Origin of the sequence: Paenibacillus shirakamiensis (assembly GCF_017874255.1) — a bacterium.
GTDB classification, from domain to species: Bacteria; Bacillota; Bacilli; order Paenibacillales; family Paenibacillaceae; genus Fontibacillus; species Fontibacillus shirakamiensis.
The window spans coordinates 344,718-367,767 of sequence record NZ_JAGGLD010000004.1; the positions used below are offsets into that span (position 1 = coordinate 344,718).

Annotated in this window: 20 protein-coding genes and 1 riboswitch; of the genes, 15 read left to right on the forward strand and 5 right to left on the reverse strand. The window is 43.4% G+C overall.

Features of this window, described 5'->3' with window-relative positions; genetic code table 11:
* The first annotated feature begins 49 nt into the window (after nt 1-49).
* The 7 genes from J2Z69_RS13485 (at nt 50) to J2Z69_RS13515 (ending at nt 6,611) form a co-directional block, all read left to right on the forward strand.
* Nucleotides 50-1,051 carry an amidase domain-containing protein gene (locus J2Z69_RS13485; protein WP_209863478.1) on the forward strand — a complete coding sequence of 334 codons (1,002 nt, stop codon included), beginning with the start codon at nt 50-52 and terminating at the stop codon, nt 1,049-1,051.
* A gap of 24 nt (nt 1,052-1,075) precedes the next feature.
* Nucleotides 1,076-2,176, forward strand: coding sequence for a D-alanine--D-alanine ligase (locus J2Z69_RS13490; RefSeq protein ID WP_209863480.1), 1,101 nt, complete (start codon nt 1,076-1,078; stop codon nt 2,174-2,176).
* A 2-nt stretch (nt 2,177-2,178) separates the two neighbouring features.
* On the forward strand, nt 2,179-2,496 hold the full coding sequence (locus tag J2Z69_RS13495; RefSeq protein WP_209863482.1) for a hypothetical protein: 318 nt from the start codon (nt 2,179-2,181) through the stop codon (nt 2,494-2,496).
* Nucleotides 2,497-2,604: 108 nt separating this feature from the next.
* Nucleotides 2,605-3,606: a UV DNA damage repair endonuclease UvsE gene (gene uvsE, locus J2Z69_RS13500; RefSeq protein ID WP_209863484.1), complete on the forward strand. Its 1,002-nt coding sequence runs from the start codon at nt 2,605-2,607 to the stop codon at nt 3,604-3,606.
* Nucleotides 3,607-4,060: 454 nt separating this feature from the next.
* Entirely contained in the window at nt 4,061-4,885 is an 825-nt protein-coding gene (locus J2Z69_RS13505) for an inositol monophosphatase family protein (protein WP_209863622.1), read from the forward strand.
* A gap of 86 nt (nt 4,886-4,971) precedes the next feature.
* Nucleotides 4,972-5,238 (forward strand): hypothetical protein, encoded by a 267-nt coding sequence (locus J2Z69_RS13510; protein ID WP_209863486.1) that lies wholly within the window; start codon nt 4,972-4,974, stop codon nt 5,236-5,238.
* Between the two features lie 65 nt (nt 5,239-5,303).
* Nucleotides 5,304-6,611, forward strand: a complete 1,308-nt coding sequence (locus tag J2Z69_RS13515) for a stalk domain-containing protein (protein ID WP_209863489.1) — start codon at nt 5,304-5,306, stop codon at nt 6,609-6,611.
* A 110-nt stretch (nt 6,612-6,721) separates the two neighbouring features.
* On the opposite strand, the gene J2Z69_RS13520 is transcribed toward J2Z69_RS13515, so the two are convergent.
* Nucleotides 6,722-7,924: a hypothetical protein gene (locus J2Z69_RS13520; protein ID WP_209863492.1), complete on the reverse strand. Its 1,203-nt coding sequence runs from the start codon at nt 7,922-7,924 to the stop codon at nt 6,722-6,724.
* A 352-nt stretch (nt 7,925-8,276) separates the two neighbouring features.
* On the opposite strand from J2Z69_RS13520, the gene pgmB reads away from it, so the two are divergent.
* Entirely contained in the window at nt 8,277-8,909 is a 633-nt protein-coding gene (gene pgmB / locus J2Z69_RS13525; protein ID WP_209863495.1) for a beta-phosphoglucomutase, read from the forward strand.
* Nucleotides 8,910-8,981: 72 nt separating this feature from the next.
* Here pgmB and J2Z69_RS13530 read toward each other — a convergent pair whose 3' ends face one another.
* From J2Z69_RS13530 to J2Z69_RS13540, 3 genes are all read right to left on the reverse strand, one after another.
* Nucleotides 8,982-9,260: a GNAT family N-acetyltransferase gene (locus tag J2Z69_RS13530; protein WP_209863498.1), complete on the reverse strand. Its 279-nt coding sequence runs from the start codon at nt 9,258-9,260 to the stop codon at nt 8,982-8,984.
* Nucleotides 9,261-9,415: 155 nt separating this feature from the next.
* Nucleotides 9,416-10,723, reverse strand: a complete 1,308-nt coding sequence (locus J2Z69_RS13535; protein WP_209863502.1) for a glutamate-1-semialdehyde 2,1-aminomutase — start codon at nt 10,721-10,723, stop codon at nt 9,416-9,418.
* 69 nt (nt 10,724-10,792) lie between these two features.
* On the reverse strand, nt 10,793-11,869 hold the full coding sequence (locus J2Z69_RS13540) for an LCP family protein (protein WP_209863505.1): 1,077 nt from the start codon (nt 11,867-11,869) through the stop codon (nt 10,793-10,795).
* Nucleotides 11,870-12,005: 136 nt separating this feature from the next.
* On the opposite strand from J2Z69_RS13540, the gene bcp reads away from it, so the two are divergent.
* Nucleotides 12,006-12,479, forward strand: a complete 474-nt coding sequence (gene bcp / locus J2Z69_RS13545) for a thioredoxin-dependent thiol peroxidase (RefSeq protein WP_209863508.1) — start codon at nt 12,006-12,008, stop codon at nt 12,477-12,479.
* 49 nt (nt 12,480-12,528) lie between these two features.
* Here the strand turns inward: bcp and J2Z69_RS13550 are convergent, their stop codons facing one another.
* Nucleotides 12,529-13,212 (reverse strand): DedA family protein, encoded by a 684-nt coding sequence (locus J2Z69_RS13550; protein ID WP_209863511.1) that lies wholly within the window; start codon nt 13,210-13,212, stop codon nt 12,529-12,531.
* 111 nt (nt 13,213-13,323) lie between these two features.
* Here J2Z69_RS13550 and J2Z69_RS13555 point away from each other — a divergent pair, with 111 nt between their 5' ends.
* From J2Z69_RS13555 to J2Z69_RS13580, 6 genes are all read left to right on the forward strand, one after another.
* Nucleotides 13,324-14,604: a polysaccharide deacetylase family protein gene (locus J2Z69_RS13555; RefSeq protein ID WP_245339288.1), complete on the forward strand. Its 1,281-nt coding sequence runs from the start codon at nt 13,324-13,326 to the stop codon at nt 14,602-14,604.
* 75 nt (nt 14,605-14,679) lie between these two features.
* Nucleotides 14,680-15,666 carry an AAA family ATPase gene (locus J2Z69_RS13560; protein ID WP_209863513.1) on the forward strand — a complete coding sequence of 329 codons (987 nt, stop codon included), beginning with the start codon at nt 14,680-14,682 and terminating at the stop codon, nt 15,664-15,666.
* Nucleotides 15,663-16,871 (forward strand): DUF58 domain-containing protein, encoded by a 1,209-nt coding sequence (locus J2Z69_RS13565; protein ID WP_209863515.1) that lies wholly within the window; start codon nt 15,663-15,665, stop codon nt 16,869-16,871. The genes J2Z69_RS13560 and J2Z69_RS13565 overlap by 4 nt, the downstream gene beginning before the upstream one ends.
* Entirely contained in the window at nt 16,871-19,165 is a 2,295-nt protein-coding gene (locus J2Z69_RS13570) for a transglutaminase-like domain-containing protein (RefSeq protein WP_209863517.1), read from the forward strand. The genes J2Z69_RS13565 and J2Z69_RS13570 overlap by 1 nt, the downstream gene beginning before the upstream one ends.
* A 77-nt stretch (nt 19,166-19,242) precedes the next feature.
* The gene (gene guaA / locus J2Z69_RS13575; RefSeq protein WP_209863519.1) at nt 19,243-20,781 is read left to right on the forward strand and encodes a glutamine-hydrolyzing GMP synthase; all 1,539 of its coding nucleotides are present in this window, start codon (nt 19,243-19,245) and stop codon (nt 20,779-20,781) included.
* 229 nt (nt 20,782-21,010) lie between these two features.
* Nucleotides 21,011-21,110, forward strand: a riboswitch (purine riboswitch).
* Nucleotides 21,111-21,250: 140 nt separating this feature from the next.
* Nucleotides 21,251-22,621, forward strand: coding sequence for an NCS2 family permease (locus J2Z69_RS13580; RefSeq protein WP_209863521.1), 1,371 nt, complete (start codon nt 21,251-21,253; stop codon nt 22,619-22,621).
* Nucleotides 22,622-23,050: the final 429 nt, after the last annotated feature.

Genomic DNA, 23,050 nt, shown 5'->3' on the forward strand with positions numbered 1-23,050 from the left:
GAAGATAAGAACAAAAATTGACCTTACTTATGGAAAGGTGGCACTCATAATGGCTGAAGAATGGAAAGGGGCCTTATCTGCCTATATCCAACAGCAGAATAAGGATGAAGTGGATTATCGCCCGCATACCGTGCCTACAGTAGTTACGGATTTGGATTATTTGGTGCAACGTGGCGAACGGAAGCAAATGCTTGAAGCATGGTATAAGAAAAGAAAAGCGACACCGCTGCGCAGTGAGACGAGAGCAAAATTACTGCGAGAGGTTGAGCAGCGTGAAGGGGAAGTAGAGATTGATCTAGAGTTCCACCGAACGATCTATTATGAGAAGGGCGGCGTCTCTCATAAGGAAGAACGAATCGATTATGAACGTCTAACACTACAGCGAGAGAATAGAGATTGGTCTATAATTCGCGTAGTCGTGCAGGTCCCAGAGCGCCATCCGGTAACAAAGCTTCCCCATAATGAACAGTATACAGATCAAGATATTCCAATAGCTCAGGGTCGTCCCTATTTAAATAATAAAGTACTTGGCGACGGGGGAAGAAGCAGGTCTAGTATATATAAAAGGGCAGAAGCTGCCGATTATGCAGATCGATGGTGGGATAAAACAAACCCGGAATTTGCCGATTTTGCAGTAGATTGCACGAATTATATCTCGCAAAGTCTCTTTGCAGGGGGCGCTCCAATCAACTATACTGGAAAAAGAGAATCGGGCTGGTGGTATAAAGGTTATGTCGGAAGCAAAGAGGCTTGGAGCTATAGCTGGGCTGTGGCTAACAGCTTGGAGCGCTACTTAAGTAGAGGCGGACTGGGTGCGACAATTGTCGAACGTCCAGAGCAACTAGACCTAGGAGATGTCATTATCTATGACTGGGATGGCAAGGGTACGTACGGACACAGCACGATAGTAACTGCTTTTGATGCTTCCGGCATGCCGCTTGTAAATGCTCATACCACAAGTAGTAAGCACAGGTATTGGGATTATCAAGATTCCTATGCCTGGACGAAGAATACCGTGCACCGCTTATTTCATATAGCGGATCGGTTCTGAACATAAAGTGAAAAGAGGTTAACCATGGGACAGGATAAGTTAACCGTTGGTCTAGTATACGGCGGGAAGTCTGGAGAACATGAAGTGTCGCTTCAAACGGCCTTCGCAGTGATGAATGCATTTAATTTTAACAAATATGATGTGCTTCCTTTCTATATTACGAAGCAAGGCGAATGGAGAGTAGGCTCTAAGCTTCATGCTCCTTTCGCTGATTTAACTCATTTGCGTCTTGAAAAGGAGGCAGGGGACACTTCTATAGCGATCCAGCAATTGTTCAGCAAGCTGGCTACAGGTCAAGCGGCTGTAGATGTGGTATTCCCACTTCTTCATGGAACTTATGGAGAAGATGGTACGATTCAAGGATTGTTCGAAATGGCAGACCTTCCCTACGTAGGTGCAGGTGTGCTTAGCTCAGCGGCAGGTATGGATAAAGTAGTAATGAAGAAACTTTTTGCCGATGCGGGACTGGAACAATGTAAATATTGTTATTTCACTGGCCCTCAATGGGAACGTAACAGCCATACGCTAATTCAGGGGATTGAAGATAAGCTGGGTTACCCATGTTTCGTGAAGCCGGCTAATCTTGGATCTAGCGTAGGAATCTCCAAAGCCTCCAATCGTGATGAACTGCTTAAAGCCGTAGACTATGCGTTCCGCTATGATCTGAAAGTTATCGTAGAGGAATTTGTACAAGCCCGTGAAATTGAAGTGGGTGTCCTAGGTAATGATGATGCGGAAGCCTCGGTGCCGGGTGAGGTTGTGTCGTCTAGTGATAGTGAATACTATGACTATCAAGCTAAATATTTGGATGGTAAGTCTCAAATGGTCATTCCAGCTACAATAGATACGGAACTTGCGGAGCGGATTCGCGAACTCGCCGTAAAGGCGTTCAAGGCCACCGAAGGCAGTGGCTTATGTCGTGCAGATTTCTTCCTTACAGCGGATCAATCGATTCTAATTAATGAAGTGAACACGATGCCTGGCTTCACGCCATTCAGTATGTATCCCCTCCTGTGGAGAGAGACTGGTGTATCCTATGAATCCCTATTGGATCGCTTAATTGATCTAGCTCAACAGCGCTATGATGCTAGGCAGAATCTGGACTTCAACAATGGAGTGAACTAAGTATGGGATTTCAGACAGAGTTCAACTCCGTGTGCAAGTTCAAAAATGAGCAGGAATTGTATGAACTGATGGAATATGGCCGGGGTAAAATGGTGAAAACCGGACTCCGCGTGTTCCCGACAGGTCAGAAAGTCATTGCCTATACGCCGGACAACCGAGCTGTAGCTATTGTTAAAATACAGGGCTGTATTGCGGAGATTAATTTTAATGGGGAAGAAGTGACAGAAGTCGAAATGTCTCTGATTCGTCCACTGACTGATGAAGAATCTCGTGTGCAGACAGCTTTAGCTTATGAAATGTTCTTCTCAGACCATGCATGATTTGAGTCTAGTTGAGGAATACCAATCTATAAGAGTTGGAAGAATCGTTAATCCACTGTGATTAACGGTTTTTTTGGCAATGGATATAAAAAAAGAAGGTGAGCACAAGTGATCGTACGATTCGGTTATGTCGCTATGTCTACACGGGTTAAGAATGCATCGCCTTCCAAGACCATGACCTACAAGAGCTTCAGTCAATTGGCAGACAGACCGGCTGCCCTGCGTAGGTTAGAACACGTAGCTGCTGAGAATTTGCATAATACCCTACGCTTACTTAAGCATAATCGGGCTTATGATATTAAAGTATATCGGTTCTCCTCTAAGATGATTCCTCTGGCTACTCATGGAGAGTTAATGGATTGGAATCCTTGGCCTGCGCTTCAAGCGGATTTCAAGGCGATTGGCGACTATGTCAAAAAGGAAGACATGCGTGTCTCTTTTCACCCGGATCATTTCACGGTATTAAGTACACCTCGTCCTGAAGTGCTTGCGAGTTCAATTCGTGATTTGGATTACCATATCATGATGCTTGACGCTATGGGGCTAAATGCACGCTCAAAGAATAATATTCATATTGGTGGAGCATATGGAGATAAGCCTTCGGCGGCTGAACGATTTAAGGAGAATGTCCTACAATTACCCAATAAAATTAGACAGCGTCTTACATTTGAGAACGATGATAAAACCTTTAATGCCTTAGAGACGCTAGCAGTCTGTGAGGAACTTCAGATGCCTATGGTACTTGATATTCATCATCAATCGGTCAATCATGAGGGAGAAGATCCTGCTTCCTTATGGCCACGTATTCAATCTACATGGCAAACGGCATATGCACAGGCAGATTCTTCAGCTTCCGATCCGCTTCCTCCAAAGATACACGCTTCTAGTCCGAAAAGTATCACGGATCCTCGCAGTCATGCCGATCATGTGGATGTAGGCCCACTGCTGGATTTTCTTAGGAAAATTGCACCCATCACTGACAGGATAGATGTAATGATCGAAGCGAAGTTGAAAGACGGAGCGCTTTTCAATCTAATGGAGGATTTGGCTCTTTATAGCGCAGAGGGCGTTCGCATATTAAATGAAGCATCGGTTGAAATTTTAACTTAAGGAAGGAAAAGAATCATATTGTTTCAAGGAGGCTCTCTGGGTACAATAAGGACGGTTAGATGATGAAATCAGTGTTGTCTAATGGTTAATATGTGGGGAACCAGAAAATTCTGAAAACGATAGGAAAGTGGATTATATATCGAGAGTGTCCCGAGATCTTGATTTTGGGACACTCTTTTTTTACTGAAGATAAATCATTTTTTGTGAAGTGAAAATTACTCTTCAGTAGTCCTTTTCTCTCCAATAATCAATTAATACTTAAAAAAGGTTTAGAATTTTTTTTCATATGAAAATAAGGCTAAAAATTGCGTGTTTTTGCATTGACTATGAATAACTTTTTCGGGTAACGTATAGATTGGAAACAGGAAAAAAATAGAAAATATAAGTAGAGAGTTGAGTGAGGACGTTGAACCTGAATGTGAACCCGAATATCAGCCCAGAGCAAGATCCTTATATGGTGAGCAGTAAGAGTCCGACGGCCGTAGCTATTAACGCCGCTGCTAAGACGGGCCAATGGATTAAGAGCAGGCTCGGAAATATTAAGGAACTCGACATAAAGCAATCGGCTCAAGATTTGGTGACGGATGTGGATAAAGGCGCAGAACTCATGATTCGCAAATTAATTTTAACGCATTTCCCCGATCATGCTTTTCTGGGGGAAGAAGGAGTAGAAGCGGCATCAACAGAACCTATGGATGCCTTAGAGGATGCGGAATATCTGTGGATTGTAGATCCAGTTGATGGGACTACAAATTTTGTTCAAGGTTTTCCTTATTTTTGCATTTCCATTGCTTTAGCACATCATGGTGAACTTATCATTGGTGTGATCTATGATCCGATGCGTGATGAAATGTTCGTGGCTGAGAAGGGTCGCGGTGCTTATATGCATGGTACGCCAACTGCGGTCTCGTCAGAGGATACACTTGCTGACAGTGTAATAGCCATTGGATTCAACCCGGAGCGTGATTTTGCTTTGCCTCTAAATTTAAAAGGGATGCAGGCCCTTGCCCCACGCACTCGAAGCCTAAGGGCCATGGGATCGGCAGCCATGCATTTGGCTTATGTAGCGGCCGGAAGACTAAGCGGGTATTACGAAGTAGGACTGAACTCTTGGGATATTGCAGCAGGGGTATTACTTATTCAAGAGTCCGGCGGTAAAGTGACAGATACACAAGGGCAGGCTTTTCATCTTGGCGCGCGACATATTGTAGCTACGAATGGTCACATGCACCAAGAGCTGATTCAAGTGATTGAGGAAGCGGGAGCTTCAGGGTATTAATACAATCATGTTCATACATGTCTCATAAAAACAGCTTTAGAGGTAGCCCTACACACACTAATATAAGTATTCAGGAGGCAGACACCATGAATGAGGATAAGCATAGTGAACAAGAACAGGAATTAGAAAGAGAGCTTCGGGCATTGCTAGAGAGTGGGAAGCTCACTCCAGAGGAGAGGGATCAAGAAGAACGCAGACATCTCTCTCCTAGATATGAGATTCGTATTCAGACTCCGCTGGATCCTATTGCGGAAGAAACGAAGAAATTACGAACAATGGCTAAGGAAATAGATCCTCGGTATGACGATTATTTGAAGAGAACCGATCGGCCAGGTCATAACCGCGATGAATAAGTTGCAGGTCAACAATATCTAATTTTCAAAATATCTACTTAAAATTCAGAGAGGAAGGTGTGTTTGTGTACGTTGAGGGGAAACATCAATATAAATCACTTATTGCAGGGATTGCTGTGCTGGGAATGTTAGCAGGGGGATCTGGAGTCTATGCAGCAGATATGCCGGCATCTTCTGTACAGGCCGCCCAGCCCGTTGCAGTTCAACAACTCAAACAAGTATATCGCATCGTAGCACTTGGAGATTCCGTAAGTGCAGGTTACGAACCTAGCTTTAGAACAGAAGCTAATCCCAAACCATATGGGTACGTAGAGCGTTTGAACGAACAAGGGCTGTTTCGTGGCAGAACACAGACTTCCAATTACGGTATTCTAGGGCTAACTACAGAGGGATTGCGTAATTATATCGGTGCAGTTAAAGAGGGAAGAACATTAACTCCAGACTCTATTCAACTGGGTCTACTAGATCCAAGAATTGCACAATTTGGTACAGGGACACTTACAGCAAAAGCCGATCTACAAGCTGCAAATGTCATTACCCTTTCTATTGGAGGCAATGATGTAACGCCCCTGATGAAAAGCTTAACGAACCTCTCTTTATCAGAAGTAGAAGCAGATACACAATTGAAGCAGCTTTTAGCTAATTATGCGGTGAACCTTAGACAGGTGTTGAATGATCTCACGATTATCAATCCACAAGCCTTAATCGTTATTGCAGATCAGTATCAGCCTGTTCCGCAGCTTGCAGGGGCCGCAGCTTACTTGAAGTTGGAAAAGGCGGCAAGTGATTTCTCAGCATGCGTTGATAGCTTAGTAGCGGAATTCGCTGCCAAAGGAGCTAATATCAAAGCCGCACATATTGCTAAAGCCTTCGTAGGCAATGAAATATCCTATACGCATATATTTAGTGATACCGATATTCATCCTAATCAAATGGGGTATGAGGTGATCGCCAAAGTATTTTCCGATATAATTTGGGGAAGTTCGAAAAAGCTCGCGCAGCGCGAGGATCCTGCACAAATTGCGGTTGTTGTAAGTGGAAATGAACTGAATTCCCCATATCATCCTACGGTGAAAAATGGACAGACGTTCTTACCCATAAAAGATATTGTGAGTGCGATTGGGGCTACTTCCGTATGGGATACTCGGAGTAATACGGCCAGCATCAGCTACGGCAGCCGTAAAGTCAGCATTACGATTGGATCAAAGACCGTTCTTATCAATGGAGTAAAGATACCTACGGCAAGCCCAGCTTATCTAGCAAAGTTCGGCAAGGAGACCAAGACGTTCGTTCCTCTAGCCTTACTGGCGCAGGGATTGGGTCTAGATGTACAGTATAGTTCCAAGCTGAATACAGCATTTATTAATTTATAATCTTCAATGGATATTGAGTAAGTCATCATGTCAAAAAGGAGTGTCCTCAAAGCCGGATAGGGCTGAGGGCACTCCTTTTAAGTATATTTGAGTATAATGGAGATCTATTTTTATTCTGCGACGAAATAAAGTCCTAAGGGTACAGATAAGAAGGGTTGAATCATGGTGTTCAATGTAAACGTAGGCTGACTTGTAATGAAACGCGTCTGCGCTCGGCCGAATGCAAAAGTCTGAAGCGGGGATTGATCTAACTTATAATGAATGAACCCTGTGGCTTCACTTCTTGGCGCCGAACCATATAATGTACGTACTGTATTTAGACCTGTATTATTCTCAATATGAATAGCATAGCTCAGATCCGTATACCAGTAGGCTCCGCGTTGTTTTTTATTATTTCCTACAACTTCAACAGCTTTAGCGAGGGGTATTCCGGCCGTCGTCCAACGTGTCATTAGACGCTCCTGCTCTCCGGTATAAGCAAAGGGCTCAGAATCGCTAATCTTGATAGATTTAGCTGGATTATCTGGAGTTAATTCGACGTTGACCTCGACCGTTCTTGCGGAACTTGGAAGAAGGCCCCGATAATCGTCTCCCGTCTTAAAGTCATAATTCGTTGGGGCAATGCGCGGACTCGCGGCATAGGTCTTCAAATTAACCGTACCGTTGTTCGTAGCAATATCCGATACATTAACGGCTTCATTTTGACCCGTCTTTACGTTCACAGCTCGGAAATCACCGATATAATTCAGCGCTTGATAAGGTGCAACAGCGTAAGCATAACAGATGAAATAGGAGCCACCTGGTGGTATTGTAGCTATATAACTACCGGTGGAAGGCTTACCTAAAAATTGCTGGACGGAGCCTACTGCCGACGAGGCGGGATCGGCTGAGGTTCCATAGGAATAACCCTGCTTTTTCATGTATAACTTAACGGGTTGGGAAGAAGGATTTTGTACATTCATATAGAAATTTAGTTTCTTTTTAGTGGCATTCGTATGGACTGACCAGAAGCGGAAGCTTCCTGTTAGCTTATCTCGGTACAAGGTTGCATTGACTTGGCTGACTTTGGAGCCGTCGGTACGATTACCATCCCATAGGGTCTCAGGGGCATTAGATACAAAAACGGATGTACCTCCCTTTTTGAAGGTAATGGTATCTTGGGAGTTATCAGCTTGACTCAGCGTTACTGCTGTGTCAGGGCGGGAGATGACCTGTCCGACTGAAGCGGCAGCACTTGTTTGTCCTGTCGCAAGCATGAACATGATAGTGGTAAGCATAATACGTGAGAACCAGTTAGAAATTGAATGTGTCATAAACCTCCATTAATTAAATTATTGAAGAAATTGTAACCGTATATAGAGACGACTTTAATTGGAAAAAGTTGCGAGTTATTTTTTGAAGCTCTGATCGAACCATACGAATCACTGATCGAACAATACGTTGCATAAAAATATACATAAAGACTTCAGCGGAATGAGATATCAGCTTAAGCACAAGTTACAATCACTTCAATGGAAAGAAGGTTCACAAGCGCTAGATGTGTCTATAAAAGGTATACAGAAATCCTGTATGCCCCATACTTCAGTTACGATCTTTTATAGGTCGGATATGGCTCAAATGCAGTCATAGTACAATATCTTCGTTAGAATGGATGGAGGAAGACCTATGTTCGAACAGATGAAAGGCGCCATTTTTGATCTGGATGGCGTTCTTGTCGATACAGCGAAATATCATTTTCTGGCTTGGAGAGAGCTTGCGAATCAGCTTGGGTTTGAATTTACGGAACAGGACAACGAACGACTCAAAGGTGTTAGTCGCATGGAATCCTTGCGTATTCTACTAGAAATAGGGGGATTACATCTTTCAGAGCATGAACTATTACAGCTTGCCGCTAAAAAGAACGAAAAATATGTAGAGTATATTTCTAAGTTGAATGATTCCGAGCTATTGCCAGGCGCCAAGGCCTATCTAATTGATTTGCGTGAGCAGGGAATTCAAGTGGCCTTAGGCTCAGCCAGCAAAAATGCAAAATTTATTCTTGATCAATTGAATATAGCTTATCTGTTTGATGTTGTAATTGACGGAAATCAAGTCACGAAAGCAAAGCCAGATCCTGAGGTGTTCTTGTTAGCAGGTCAAAACTTAGGACTTGAACCGAAGGACATCGTGGTCTTTGAAGATGCAACTGCAGGAGTTGAAGCGGCTCTTGCTGCGGGTATGCGAGTAGTTGGTATTGGACAGAAAGACGTGTTGCAACGAGCGGATCTAGTTGTTGCGGGGTTATATGAACTTCTTTAAAATAATTAATTTAAAAAGACGAACCTTAATCCAGTGTAATTTGGAATGAAGGTCCGTCTTTTTGCTAACTATTTATGTTTTAAGAACATCCTTATATTCAGCATGCTTCTCGAACTGATGAGCTGCGTAAGAACAGACAGGCGTGATCTTTACACCTTCAGTGCGGGCTTTGTCTACCACTTTCTTGACGAGTTGCTCGCCGATAGACTGTCCACGAAGCTGCTCAGATACCAGTGTGTGGTCTATTGTGAGGCTTCCATCTTGCTCCGTCACATACGTAATTTCGGCAATGGATTCACCCTCTTGTTCTACAAAAAATCGTCCTTCTTCGGATTGAATTGTAGGTTCCATAAGTTAGCTGCCTCCTTAGATTGTGTTGTCGGTATTGTACTACACTAGGTTAAGGAAACCAAATTGCTTAGAGGGAATTGAAAATATGAAAAAATTAGATACGCCAACGTGGTGCAAAGAACACCTTAGGTAGCAGTTAACCTTACTGTAAAAGCTTACAGCAAAGATTTAAACGCACGATCTGCGGCTTCGAGCGTAAGATCAACATCTTCATCCGTATGAGCCGTAGTCAAGAACCAAGCCTCATACTTAGAAGGTGCTAGGTTAATTCCTTGATCAAGCATGCTGCGGAAGAACGCAGCAAACTTCTCTCCATCTGTATCTTGAGCTTCCTCATAATTCGTTACAGGGTGATCACAGAAATGAGTGGAGAAAGAACCCCGAATTCGGTTAATCGTCAAAGGCACTTGATGACGAGCCGCAGATTCGGCTAAGCCTTCGGTTAGTCGAAGGGCTAATCGTTCCATTTCCTCATATACCCCCGCAGTTTGTAGCACTTCAAGGCAGGCAATACCGGAGGAGATGGAGGCAGGATTACCGGCCATTGTACCAGCTTGATAAGCTGGACCCAGGGGAGCGACTTGCTCCATGACTTCACGTGTTCCTCCATAAGCTCCAATCGGAAGACCACCACCAATAATTTTACCAAGAGCAGTTAAATCAGGCTGAATGGCTTCATGATTCTCAAGTCCAGCATAGGTCTGAGTAGAGCCATAGTGGAAGCGGAAGGCCGTAATGACTTCATCATAAATCACGAGTGCGCCATATTTACGGGTCAGACGGCATAAGTCTTCAAGGAATCCGGGCTTCGGCATCACCATACCGAAGTTACCAACGATCGGCTCTACCATAACGGCGGCAACATCATCACCCCATTTGTCTAGAGCAGCTTGAAGGGCTGGAATATCATTGAAGGGAACGGTGATGACTTCACTTGCAATACTTACAGGAATGCCCGCACTATCTGGAATACCTAAGGTAGATGGACCAGAGCCTGCCGCAACTAGGACTAAATCGGAGTGCCCATGGTAACATCCAGCAAATTTGATGATCTTATTCCGTTTGGTGAAGGCGCGAGCAACACGGATCGTTGTCATGACCGCTTCCGTACCTGAGTTGACAAAGCGCACTTTGTCCATGGAGGGAATGGCTTCTTTTAGCATCATAGCTAATTTAATTTCAAGTTCTGTAGGTGTACCATACAAGATGCCGTTCGCTGCTGCCCGCGTAATAGCTTCTGTGATATGGGGATGAGCATGACCTGTAATGATAGGCCCATAGGCTGCTAGATAATCTACATACTTATTTCCATCCACATCCCAAAAGTGCGAGCCTGAAGCTTTGGCCATAAAAACAGGCGCCCCGCCCCCAACCGCTTTGAAAGAACGGGAGGGGCTATTGACGCCGCCGACAATGTGTTGAAGTGCTTGTTCATAGAGTTGCTCAGATTGCTTGCGGTTCATACGTATGACTTCCTTTCTATTGTACAGCCTGCTGTCTTTTATGAAGTGAAAGATCCATAAGGTGAATGATTATTTTCCTGAAGTGGAAGATCCGGTATTCGTGTTGCTCTCAGGGGTCTCTGAAGATGTTCCGGAATTCGTTGTTGTACTTGACGTAGGAGCACCGCTATCGCTTCCTTTATCCTCGGCAGTGCCATTCAGTATATCTTGGACGTATTTCTTTAACTTCGTTTCACTGCGAACCCCAAGGACAGCACTGCCCCCAACGGTTTTCTCCACCAACAAATCCATCGGCGGAATTTGTGTACTACTGGTCATTTGACTATCGTACCCTACGTTAGCCAATTTCCACATATCATTAACCGTCATATTCGTATCAATATAAGGGTTAACCTGATCTAATATGCTAGGCAGTTTCATAATTGAGGTAGTAGATTTCATTTTGTCGGCTACCGCTTTGAGGAAATTCCGTTGGCGCTCTGTCCGAGTGAAATCTGACAGGGCATCATGACGGAAACGGACATATTGGAGCGCTGTTTTGCCATCAAGATGTTGGAATCCTTTTTTGAGATCAATATCATATTCATGCTGATCCGCAGCACTGGTATAATGCATATCTTTCTCTACGTCAAAATCGACACCACCTACCGCATCCACGAGGGAGATAAATCCTCTGAAATCGGTATACACATAGTATTGTATCGGAATGCCTAGAAGATCAGAGACGGTCTTCATAGCCGTATCAGGTCCATGTGTAATGGCCGCATTAATACGATCATCACTATATCCGGCAATATCTACGTACGTATCACGCATGATGGAGAACAAATGGCCGACTTTTTTGACGGGGTCAATCGAAGCTACAAGCATGGTATCTGAACGAGGGACCTCTCCCTTCTTCAGACCACGAGCATCGACGCCCATTAAAAGGATGTTCACGGTCTCAGTTCCTTCCCACTTGGGCGGTGAAGTTACTGTTCCTTCTGTTGATGGCGCAACACCTTTGAAAGGGGAAGCCTCACCTTCCTTATGGAACTTGTCAACCTGATTATAAATGGAAAAGAAATAAATAGCGGAGATACCGATGGCTACAATAAGCACACCCAGTATAGACCAGAGGAGGGTTCGCTTCGTTCGTTTTGTCATGTCGTTCTTCCCTTCGCATTCATCAGGTGTATTACGTAACTGGCTAACCTAATATCCTTCCATTATAATTTCTTTTAGAAGTACAATCAATTTTCCTGAATCCTTTACATAACCATACAAGAGAGGGGTTTTATGTATGAACGAATCAACCATTCAAATCGGTGAGAAGGTGCCAGATTTCGTCCTACCTGCAACTGGAGGAGGGCAAATTAAGCTGAGTCAGTACCTAGGGCAGAAGGTGGTGCTTTACTTTTATCCAAAAGATATGACGCCGGGTTGTACCCAACAAGCTTGTGATTTCAGGGATAGTGCAGCGCATTTTACTAATAAAGGTGCTGTGTTGCTTGGAATCAGTGCAGATTCTGTGAAATCGCATGATAAATTTGCAGACAAGTACACCCTACCGTTTCCTTTGTTATCGGATGAAGACCATCATGTGAGTACCCAGTTTGGCGTGTGGCAGACTAAGAAAATGTACGGTAAGGAATTCGAAGGGATTGTTCGCTCTACCTTCTTGATCGATGAAGAAGGTAGGCTTGTACAAGCGTGGCGTAAGGTGAAAGTAGCGGGTCATACAGCGGAAGTATTGAAGGCAGTAGAGGAGCAGTAAGCATCCTTGAACTCTGTCTTAAAATAAAGACCGGCTGGCGGAGGCTCCGCTAATGCCGGTCTTTAGCTTCTTTTAATTTCTTGCTTGCGATGCTTACGGTTTTCTTCGAATGTCTAGCTTGGTCATGGCGATAGGCGCCAATACGAGCGCGGTAACGATAGCATAGAATACCAACAATGCATAGAAGCACCGCTATCCCTACCCATGCTGAATACGTTGCGGCAAGATGAAATACATAATTCCATTGCGGGCCAAAAATCTTGCCAATACCCACGAATAATGCGGTCCATACAAGTGCACCAGAATAAGCGTAGAGCATGAATTTGCGGAATGGAATCGTGATAATACCTGAGAAATAACCAGTAAAGTGACGAACACCCGGAATGAAGTAACCGATGAAGATGAGGGAAGCGCCGTACTTTTCGAACCACAGCCGCGTGGTTTCTAACTTGCGTGGAGGCAGGAAGACCCATTTTCCATACTTGCGTATAAAAGGAAGCCCCGCCTTGCGTCCAATCCAATATGTAATCGTAATCCCAATGGTTGTACCTAAGAAGGATAGGAGCATCACAACTTGCCAATGCATAATGCCTTTGTATGAAAGATAACCCGCATAGGCCATCGTAGTTTCTCCTGGAAAAGGAAGCGCTATAAATTCAAGGATCAGACCTACAAAGATAACGAAATAGCCGTGACTACTGAAAAGACACTCCAACATTTTGATCCAATACATGCAATTCACGCTCCAACTCTTCTTCATGAATAGTCTAATTTTAAATAGATCTCCATATAATCTAGCAAATAGCATATCTATTTATAGAACTAATGGAGGTTGTTATATTCAATGTATAGAACAAAAACACTTTTTTTAAACCCAATCATCGCATTAATAGGGATACTGGTATTCATTACCCTATTGGTCAACCCATCTTTATGGACTTCTACGGCGGGAGCCAACAATCGGTTCCAAGATATTACCCCATCAGACCCTATATCTACCAATCATACAGATTATTCTCCTCTAACATCTATCCAACTAGCTTCAACTAAAGATATATTTCCAAAGAAAATTATCTATTTAACTTTTGATGATGGACCCAGTAAGTTAACCGAACAGGTTCTGCACATTTTGAAGCAGCGTAACATCCAAAGTACGTTTTTTGTGCTGGGGAATCAAGCTACACGTTATCCCGAGGATCTTAAGGACATGGTGAAAGCCGGTCATACCATAGGAAATCATACGTTTAATCATGAGTACAAACAGCTATATAGTAATTTTACTGAGTTTTGGTCGCAAATCAAACAGACGGAAGAGATTATTCGGCACATCACTGGCACGCGCACCTCTCTTGTCCGTGCACCAGGGGGAACATACAATCATTTTGACGCTTCCTATTTTTTATGGATGAAAGAAGCCGGATACCAAGTATTTGATTGGGATGTAGATAGCGGAGATTCCATGCGAAGGGGTGTCCCAGCTAGCGAAATTATACATAATAGTACGCCCAGTAAGCCTAAGGATCAGCTTATTTTGCTGATGCATGATGGTAGTGGTCATGATCAGACCGTGAAGGCACTTCCGCACATAATCGATTACTACAAAAATTTAGGATATGAATTCAGAACATTAACTCCAAAGGTTCAGCCTGTTCAATTCCCAGTGCATCCCGGAAAAATAGCCTCCAGCTCATCTCTGCCCGATGGAGCTTGGGTTGCTTCTCATGTTATTCCCAATGCAAGGTTATTTACTGGTGAATCGCCTCTTCATGTTGTTGTGGGAGGCAAGGCCTTTGAAGTGGAGGCTGGTAACTATGAACTTAGTCAAGATCAGTATAAGGTGCCGCTAAGGACTATGGCTGAGCGGCTGGGAGCTCAGGTGCAGTGGGATAGCAACACGAAGATTACAAAAGTATGTTGGGGCACGCGAACCCTTATTATTAATAACAATCAACAAAATATTGTACGGCAACTGGAGTCCGGCGAAGTAACAGAGAGTATTCCTCTTTCCGTAGAGGTTCGAGGGGAACGAATATGGGTTCCACTTCGCCCCTTGTTAGAGCAGCTGGGACATCCTATCATTTCCGTGAATACAGAACAGACGAGGGAGCAGATAACAGCAATTTAACTAGGTAGCATGTCTATTTCCTATTGAATCTGGCGACACTATTTACTAGATTCTTAACTGGAAATGGAGGTTATTATGTTGCTAAATTCCTCATATAAAATTTCTCATGAACAAGCCGTTCAGCTCCTTAAGCGGTTGGTGCGTCAAGTTGATCAGGTGGTTATGGGCAAGCGTCTTGAGATTGAGATGGTTCTTATCGCCATGCTTCAAGGAGGACATGTACTGCTTGAAGATATACCTGGAGTAGGGAAGACTACTTTAGTTCGGACCATTGCCGCGGCATTAGGTTGCAGTTTCGGACGAATCCAATTCACTTCAGACTTAATGCCCTCAGATATAACCGGAGTCTCTGTCTATCATCCGCTGCGGGGAGAATTCGAATTCCGTCCGGGACCCATTCTGTCACATCTCGTCTTGGCAGACGAGATGAATCGCGCTGCTCCCCGCACGCAATCTGCATTACTTGAAGCAATGGAAGAGAAGCGAGTGACGGTGGATGGCGTAAGTTATGAACTCCCCAAACCTTTTTTGCTGTTAGCCACTCAGAATCCTCTTCAATTTGAAGGAACTTATAAACTTCCTGAAGCGCAGCTTGACCGTTTTTTGATGCGTTTATCTTTGGGTTACCCAGCTTTGGATGAAGAAGTACTAATGCTAGAACACCATCAAGAAGGGTCGCCACTTGAAGGAATGAAGCCTATACTTCTGGCGGAAGAAATGGTAGTAATTCAGCATGAGGTCAGGCGAGTAATAGTAGATGAGAAGCTCAAAAGATATATGGTTAGCCTAGCTGATGCTTCACGTAGACATAGCAAAACCTTATTAGGCATTAGTCCTAGAGGTACGCTAGCTTGGATGGGAGCGGCTCAAGCGGCAGCTTACTATCAGGGCCGCATGTATGTCATTCCAGATGATATAAAGAAAGTAGCGAATTATGTATTACCTCATCGTATTTTGCTGTCGGTTGAAGCTAGAATTGCAGGGATTGACCCAGAAGAGCTTGTCCGGGAGTGGCTTAGAACAACGCCAGTTCCTATGTCAAATACAAGGGCTACTTCATGAGAACTTTGCTCGGTCCATGGATATGTTCTGGTATGCTGACAGCGGGGCTGTTGTTTTTGTATGCAGAGCATGGAGGATATTCTGTATTGTTCTTATTCATTGTTACGGGATTTATGATGGTTCAGGGGCTCATTGCGCAAGGCGCTGGTCCCGTTCGCATAGAGGCCATCCGAGAGGGGCCTATTTCAAGACTCACAGCGGATCAACAATTGAATTATACACTTCACTTCACCTTCATAGGAGGGATTCCACCTCTGTGGGTTGAAATTCATGATCCACTTGCCTTAGAGGCTGGACAAGCTGCTCCTATGTATATTTTTAATGGATATCGTCGTCAAATCAGAGTAACGCAAGACATCTATGGACTTCGAAGAGGGATTTATAAAAGTGACCATATATCCATCATTTGCGGCGATATGTTTGGGTGGTTCATTCGGAAGTATAACGTTCAACAAGAAGGGTTATTTATTGTCTTCCCTAAGATAGGAGAGGTCAAACCGACTTTATCTTTCCATGGCTCAAATACTGGTATTGAAGTGAATGTGGAGCCCTTAATAGGACCGGGTAATCCGGGCATGTTCATTCGGCAGTATGAAATTGGAGATGCTTGGCGTTCCATTCATTGGAAGGGATCATCTAAGCAAGCTAGACTGCTGACTCGTATATCCGAGCAAGAGACTTTGCAGCACAATTTAATTGTGCTGGACTGTCATAAGGGATCTTATACAGAGATGGATAACACAACGACAGAGCTGACTTTTGAAAAGGCTGTATGCTATGCGGTCTCTTGTATTAAGACGGCATGTAATCAGAGCGCACGAGTTCATTTTCACTTAAGCTATAGTCGTATTTTGCATGAGTCCTCCAGTTCTACAGAAGATGAAGCCATGGTCATGCTAGCCGGCGCCCAGATCTCAGATCAAGGTCCTACGTCTGCGGATTGTATAAAGTCCTTAGCCATAGGCGAAATGCCGGCGCATACCCTTTTCATAACTGGGCATTTAAGTGAAACTTTGGTCGCAGCATCCCTTACCTCTTTCGCATTCCGAGAGCGATCGTTAGCGATAATTATTGTATCCCAAAATAGTTCAGGGTTGCTGCTTCGAGAGGAAGCCGAGCGTGCTGAGATTTTAAAGCAAGTGGGTATTAAGGTAGAACATGCTCATTTTTCTTCATCATTGCCAGCGGTAGGAGGGGGACTCTGATGCAGAAAATCCTAAATAAAATCCATAGATCTAGTCCCTCCTTACAGATCATGAATGCTAAAGATTTACCTGAGCCTAAGATGAAATATCTCGACCGAATGCTACTCTCTTTATTTTTATTTGGTCTCTTTAGAGAATGGTTAGCTCCATTAATACCGATATTGGGGCCTGATGATTCAAGAACTATAGCTTTATTTTATGTGATTACTCTATCATTTCTAGTCCTAGGTTGTATGGATCTGCCTCGGTGGATGTATATGTGTCTTTCTCCTGCGATTTGGATTACTAGCATGCTCTATATATTTGGTCAGAGCCAAGGCCTTTCATGGTTTATGCATTGTGGTCAAGTGATTACAGAAAATGTCCAGCAGATCTATGCTACAGGTCGTATGCTCAATATGGGTGAGGAGATGAGAATGTTACTCTTACTCATGGGATGGTCTTTGCTCGTAATATCCGTTCAGCTTCTAGCGCTCAGTCGGCAGAGTATCTTTCTATTCTTTGGAGCTACGATTCTATATCTTTTAGCTTTGGAATATGGACTGAATCTATCCGTATACGCCGGGGTAGTCAGAACCGTGCTCATAGGGCTGCTTTTGCAAGCTGTTATCCATGTACTTCACCTAAGGCAGAATGTTCAGGGAGATTTGTCTGGTCTCTTACTATCCCGTTACATGTGGAGTGTCGCGCTTATTCTGGGGTGTGTTTTTGGTATAGCAGGTTTAACTCGTCAGTTGGATTCCAAGCCATCAAGCTCTTTACTTTGGAACCATGCAGTTCAAAGTTTGGAGACATGGACCGAGACTTCACTCCTTCCCAAAAGTCGATCTACCTACAATTTATCAGGTTATGGCGAGGATGATCAGGAGCTCGGTGCTCCACTCCAGCTAAAGCACGAACCTTTTTTGACTGTAAATTCGCCAATTCGCTCTTATTTACGTGGAGAGAGTAAGAGTAAGTATACAGGGCGTGGTTGGGAAGAGGGGGATATTCAGCAGATTCTACTTGCAGAAGACGGTACGATTCCAAAACAAATTTCAAATCTCTCTCACGGTCCTCTCATTCAACAGACAATTACATTTCATGAGCCGCAGACAGGGGAACTTGCACTCTGGGGCGGGGGGATACCTATCAAATTAGATCGTCTGCAACACGGGAACCAGTCTTTACCTTTTCAATCCGCTTACTACGATATCTCTAAAGAAGCCGTTTTATATAAAGAAAATCCGATGGACACCACTCATAATTCTCAGCTAACCGGCTATTCTATAACTGTTGAAGCAGGCGATGTACCTTCTACACAACTGCAAGCCATACCTCTTACAACTCAGGACCCTTCGTTTGTTAAGGAGAATAACTTAGCGTTACCTGCTGAGCTTCCTGCATCTGTGAAGAACCTAGCCAAGCAGATTATAAAGGATGCGCCTACTAGATATGAAGCTGTCATGGCTGTGCAGACCTATCTGAAGCAGCATTATAAATATACGTTGAAGACATCGATCCCTCCGACTGGAGATGACTTTACTGCTCATTTTTTATTTGTTGCAAAAAAGGGCTATTGTACTCATTTTTCTACCGCCATGGCTGTTTTACTTCGTACACAAGGCATTCCAGCGCGTTGGGTGAAAGGGTTTGCTCCAGGTCAATTAAGTAAGGAGGACAAAGATCGATATAACGTGTCCTATGCAGATGCCCACGCATGGGTAGAAGTATATTTTCCAGAGTTTGGTTGGGTTCCTTTTGATCCTACACCTGGCTTTTCCATGACTTCGGACGAGGCCCCACTAGTGTCCTCGGCTCTTGCTAATGTAGGAGGGCTTAATTATATCCATGTTGGATCTAGGGTGCTGAAGTTGAGTGTAGCATCTCTTAATAAATTCACATTTCAACTCTTGTTATGGATTCAACAACATCGGGGTAGCTTCATTTTAATAATAATAAGCTTCATTGCTTTAGTGTCATTATTTGGTTGGGTACTTTCAAGATGGACATGGATGGTTGTACTGCTCATCTTTTATTTGCCACGCAACAGATTCCCCGGCAGACCTGAACTACTTAAGGTATCTGAGAAAGTATGGACAATCATATATAGAAGGTATGGCAACCAAACAGTGGGAATTACTGGTAGGGAGTATATAAGTAGCCTTGGATCAGAAGATGATTATGAACGTACAGAGTTGATCCAATTCCTCAATACATGGGAAGCGGTATATTATGGTAGGGTGAAGTTGGATCGGCTCAGCACACGGATGTTTTTACGGAAATGCAGACATATTACGACCATATACAGCTGATTTCGGCAGGGTTCTTCCTTGACGATCTGTTTTGACCTTTCGTATAATAGGTTCCATGAATTGAGGGAGGCTCGGAAATGAATAAGCCAAATGAAATCATTGTCGTCTTGGACTTTGGAGGACAATACAACCAGTTAATAGCAAGAAGAATTCGCGATCTTGGTGTATACAGTGAGCTGCTTCCATACAACACTCCTGTAGAACGTCTGCGTGAAATAGCGCCAAAAGGCATTGTGTTCTCAGGTGGACCTACCAGCGTGTACGCAGAGAATGCACCTCATGTAGATCCGGAAATATTCAATCTGAACATTCCAATCTTCGGAATTTGTTACGGCATGCAGCTCATGGCCCAGCAATTGAACGGTAAAGTAGAACGTGCTGCGAAGCGTGAGTATGGAAAGTCGGATGTGAATTTTGCTGAACATTGTGCATTGACTCAAGGTATGGATGCCAAGCAAACGGTATGGATGAGCCACGGGGATCATGTAGTTGAGCTTCCGGAAGGTTTCATCGTAGATGCATTTACAGAGCATGCACCGATTGCAGGTTTCAGTAACATGGATCGCCATTTCTATGGCGTACAGTTCCATCCCGAAGTACGTCATTCCATTCACGGGAACGAAATGATTAAGAACTTCTTGTACGAAGTATGTGGATGCGAAGGCAATTGGACGATGGATGCCTTTATTGATGAGATGATCAAGGACATTCGTGAAGAAGTTGGAGATAGCAAAGTACTCTGTGCCTTGAGTGGTGGTGTCGATTCTTCTGTAGTAGCTATGCTGATTCACAAAGCCATCGGCGACCAACTCACCTGCATGTTTATTGATCACGGTCTTCTTCGTAAAGGGGAAGCAGAGAGTGTAATGGAGACGTTTGTTGGCAAATTCGACATGAAAGTTGTCAAAATTGATGCCCGAGACCGATTTTTGTCCAAGCTTGCAGGCGTAGATGATCCTGAGCAAAAACGTAAAATTATCGGTAACGAATTCATTTATGTCTTTGAAGAAGAATCTACGAAATTTGATGATTTCAAATTCCTAGCTCAAGGCACGCTATATACAGATATCGTGGAAAGTGGCACAGCTACAGCAGAGACCATCAAGTCTCACCACAATGTAGGTGGATTGCCAGAAGATATGAAGTTCAAGCTGATCGAACCACTCAAGACCCTCTTCAAAGATGAAGTTCGTGTGGTTGGCGAAGAATGTGGCCTTCCTAAAGAAATCGTCTGGAGACAACCTTTCCCGGGTCCAGGCCTTGCCATTCGTGTTCTAGGCGAGATTACCGAAGAGAAACTGACCATTGTTCGTGATTCGGACTACATTTTGCGTGAAGAAATTGCTAAAGCTGGTTTGGATCGCGAAATTTGGCAGTATTTTACGGCTCTTCCTAACATGAAGAGCGTAGGTGTTATGGGGGATGCTCGTACGTATTCCTATACTGTAGGTATCCGTGCTGTAACTTCCATTGATGGTATGACGGCGGACTGGGCACGTATCCCTTGGGATGTGCTTGAGAAGATCTCCGTACGTATTGTTAACGAAGTGGATAATGTGAATCGTATTGTATACGATATTACGTCCAAGCCACCTGCAACGATTGAGTGGGAATAAGTATTAAAGAGGTTATCATTAATGAATCTGGAAGGTGCTTTTTATAAGCATCTCCAGGTTTTTTTATTGTTACATCGTCAGGATTTTACAAATCACGAACATTACCAATCATTTATTGTCGAATATTCGTATTTTATGGTTGACATTCGTGGGGGCGACCCCTAAAATAAAGTTTGTGTTCAGGACAAATGAATTAGGTCAAATGAACACACAACAGTACTTAGACATCGACAAAAATTTCATATGCTTTCGTATAATTCCGGGGATTGGCCCGGTAGTCTCTACGAGATCACCTTAATGATCTGGCTACGAAAGGAACAGGCTGATAACCAGGATAATAGGGCATATTAATTTCATGTCCAGTTATAGAGATGGGTTAAGCCTATTCCAACTGTTATAGCCGGGAGATGCATGAAATTATCCGGTTTTTTTGTCGTTTCTGATACATTCAAAGGGGAGAATTTCGATAATGGAACGGTTCTTTAAGCTTAGAGAGAATGGCACTACGGTAAAAACAGAGATTATAGCAGGCCTAACAACGTTTATGACCATGGCTTACATTCTGTTTGTGAACAATATTTTTCTAGGACCTGATGGCGCAGGGATTCCAAAAGATGGCGTGTTCTTTGCAACGACAGTGGGTGCAGGACTTATTACTATTTTGATGGGACTGTTCGTAAACATTCCAATTGCCCTCGCACCGGGAATGGGCCTTAATGCATATTTTATGACGGTAGTCCTTAGTTCTAACGGAGCGATTACTTGGCAAGCAGCGCTTGGTGCTGTGTTTATTTCAGGGATTATCTTCATCATTCTTACCGTAACGAAAGTACGTCAGCTCTTGATTGCTGCAGTTCCATCCAGTATTAAATCCGCAATTACCGTAGGAATTGGCTTGTTCGTCGCGGTTATTGGTTTCAAAATGAGTAACCTGATGGTGGCTCACCTTTCGGGGGTGGACGATCCCTCCAAGACGGTGCTTGGAAGTAGTATGAACTTTGCCATTGGAGATTTAGTTCACAGCCATGATGTTCAGCTTACTTTAATTGGACTTATCTTAATTGCAATTCTTCTTACCTTACGTGTAAAAGGAGCATTATTAATTGGTATCGTTATTACGACTTTAATTGGAATTCCAATGGGAGTTACGGATCTGAAAGGTCTTTCCGGAGCACATTGGATACCTACTTTTGATAATTTAGCTGTAGGTCAGCTCGATCTAGCTGGTGCTTTCAAAATCGGTTTGTTCGAAATTGTATTCATCTTTACTTTTGTAGAATTATTTGATACTTTCGGAACCCTTGTAGGAACAGCTACCAAAATTGGTTTGATGGATAACAAAGAAGAAGGCGAGAAGAAAATCGGTAAAGCAATGCTTGTGGATGCGGTGGGTGTAAGTGCGGGTGCTGTTCTGGGCACAAGTACAATTACTTCCTTCGTAGAGAGTACTGCGGGTGTAGCGGAGGGGGGCCGTACAGGACTAACTTCAGTAACTACCGGAATCTTGTTCTTATTGGCTTTGTTTATTGCTCCTCTAGCAGGTGTAGTTCCATCAGCGGCTACAGCGCCGGCTCTTATTATTGTAGGTGTGATGATGATGTCTCAAGTCCGTAATATCGAATGGGATGATTTCCTACATGCATTCCCTGCATTTCTAACGATTGTTCTGATGCCTTTCACGGGCGGAATTGCTAACGGAATATCCGCAGGAATTGTGTCTTATGTAATCCTTGCATTTTTCACTAATGTATTCACCAAAAACAAAGTTAAGATTCATTGGTTAATGTGGGTTTTGGCTGTGTTGATTATTTTCCGTTATATTTTCATGGGCTCAGATTAAGATTTTAATTGAGTTAGACGAAAGGTTATCCTTACTGGATAGCCTTTTTTTGTTTATACAATGGTAGTTAAAATGTTTTCGTATTTCCCTTTTAGTTCGCCCTATATTGCCCTTTATTTTGCTCTATATATAGAAGCTAAAAATCACGTGGAAATCACTTGAAATATTCTTGAGAAATAGTGTTGACAATGATAAGGAGCAGATGGTATATTAATTGTCCGGTCATCAACTTGTCCTTCTGGAAATGAAACATCGGAATGACACAATTGAATATCAGAATGAAATAAGCAAAACTTTCTGAAAAAAAGTGCTTGCAATTGAATGACCAACATGTTATATTATAAGAGTTGCTGCTGAGACATCGAAAGAGACGCAAAGCGGCGCTGTATAAGAGAAATTGATCTTTGAAAACTGAACAACGAGTGAGTA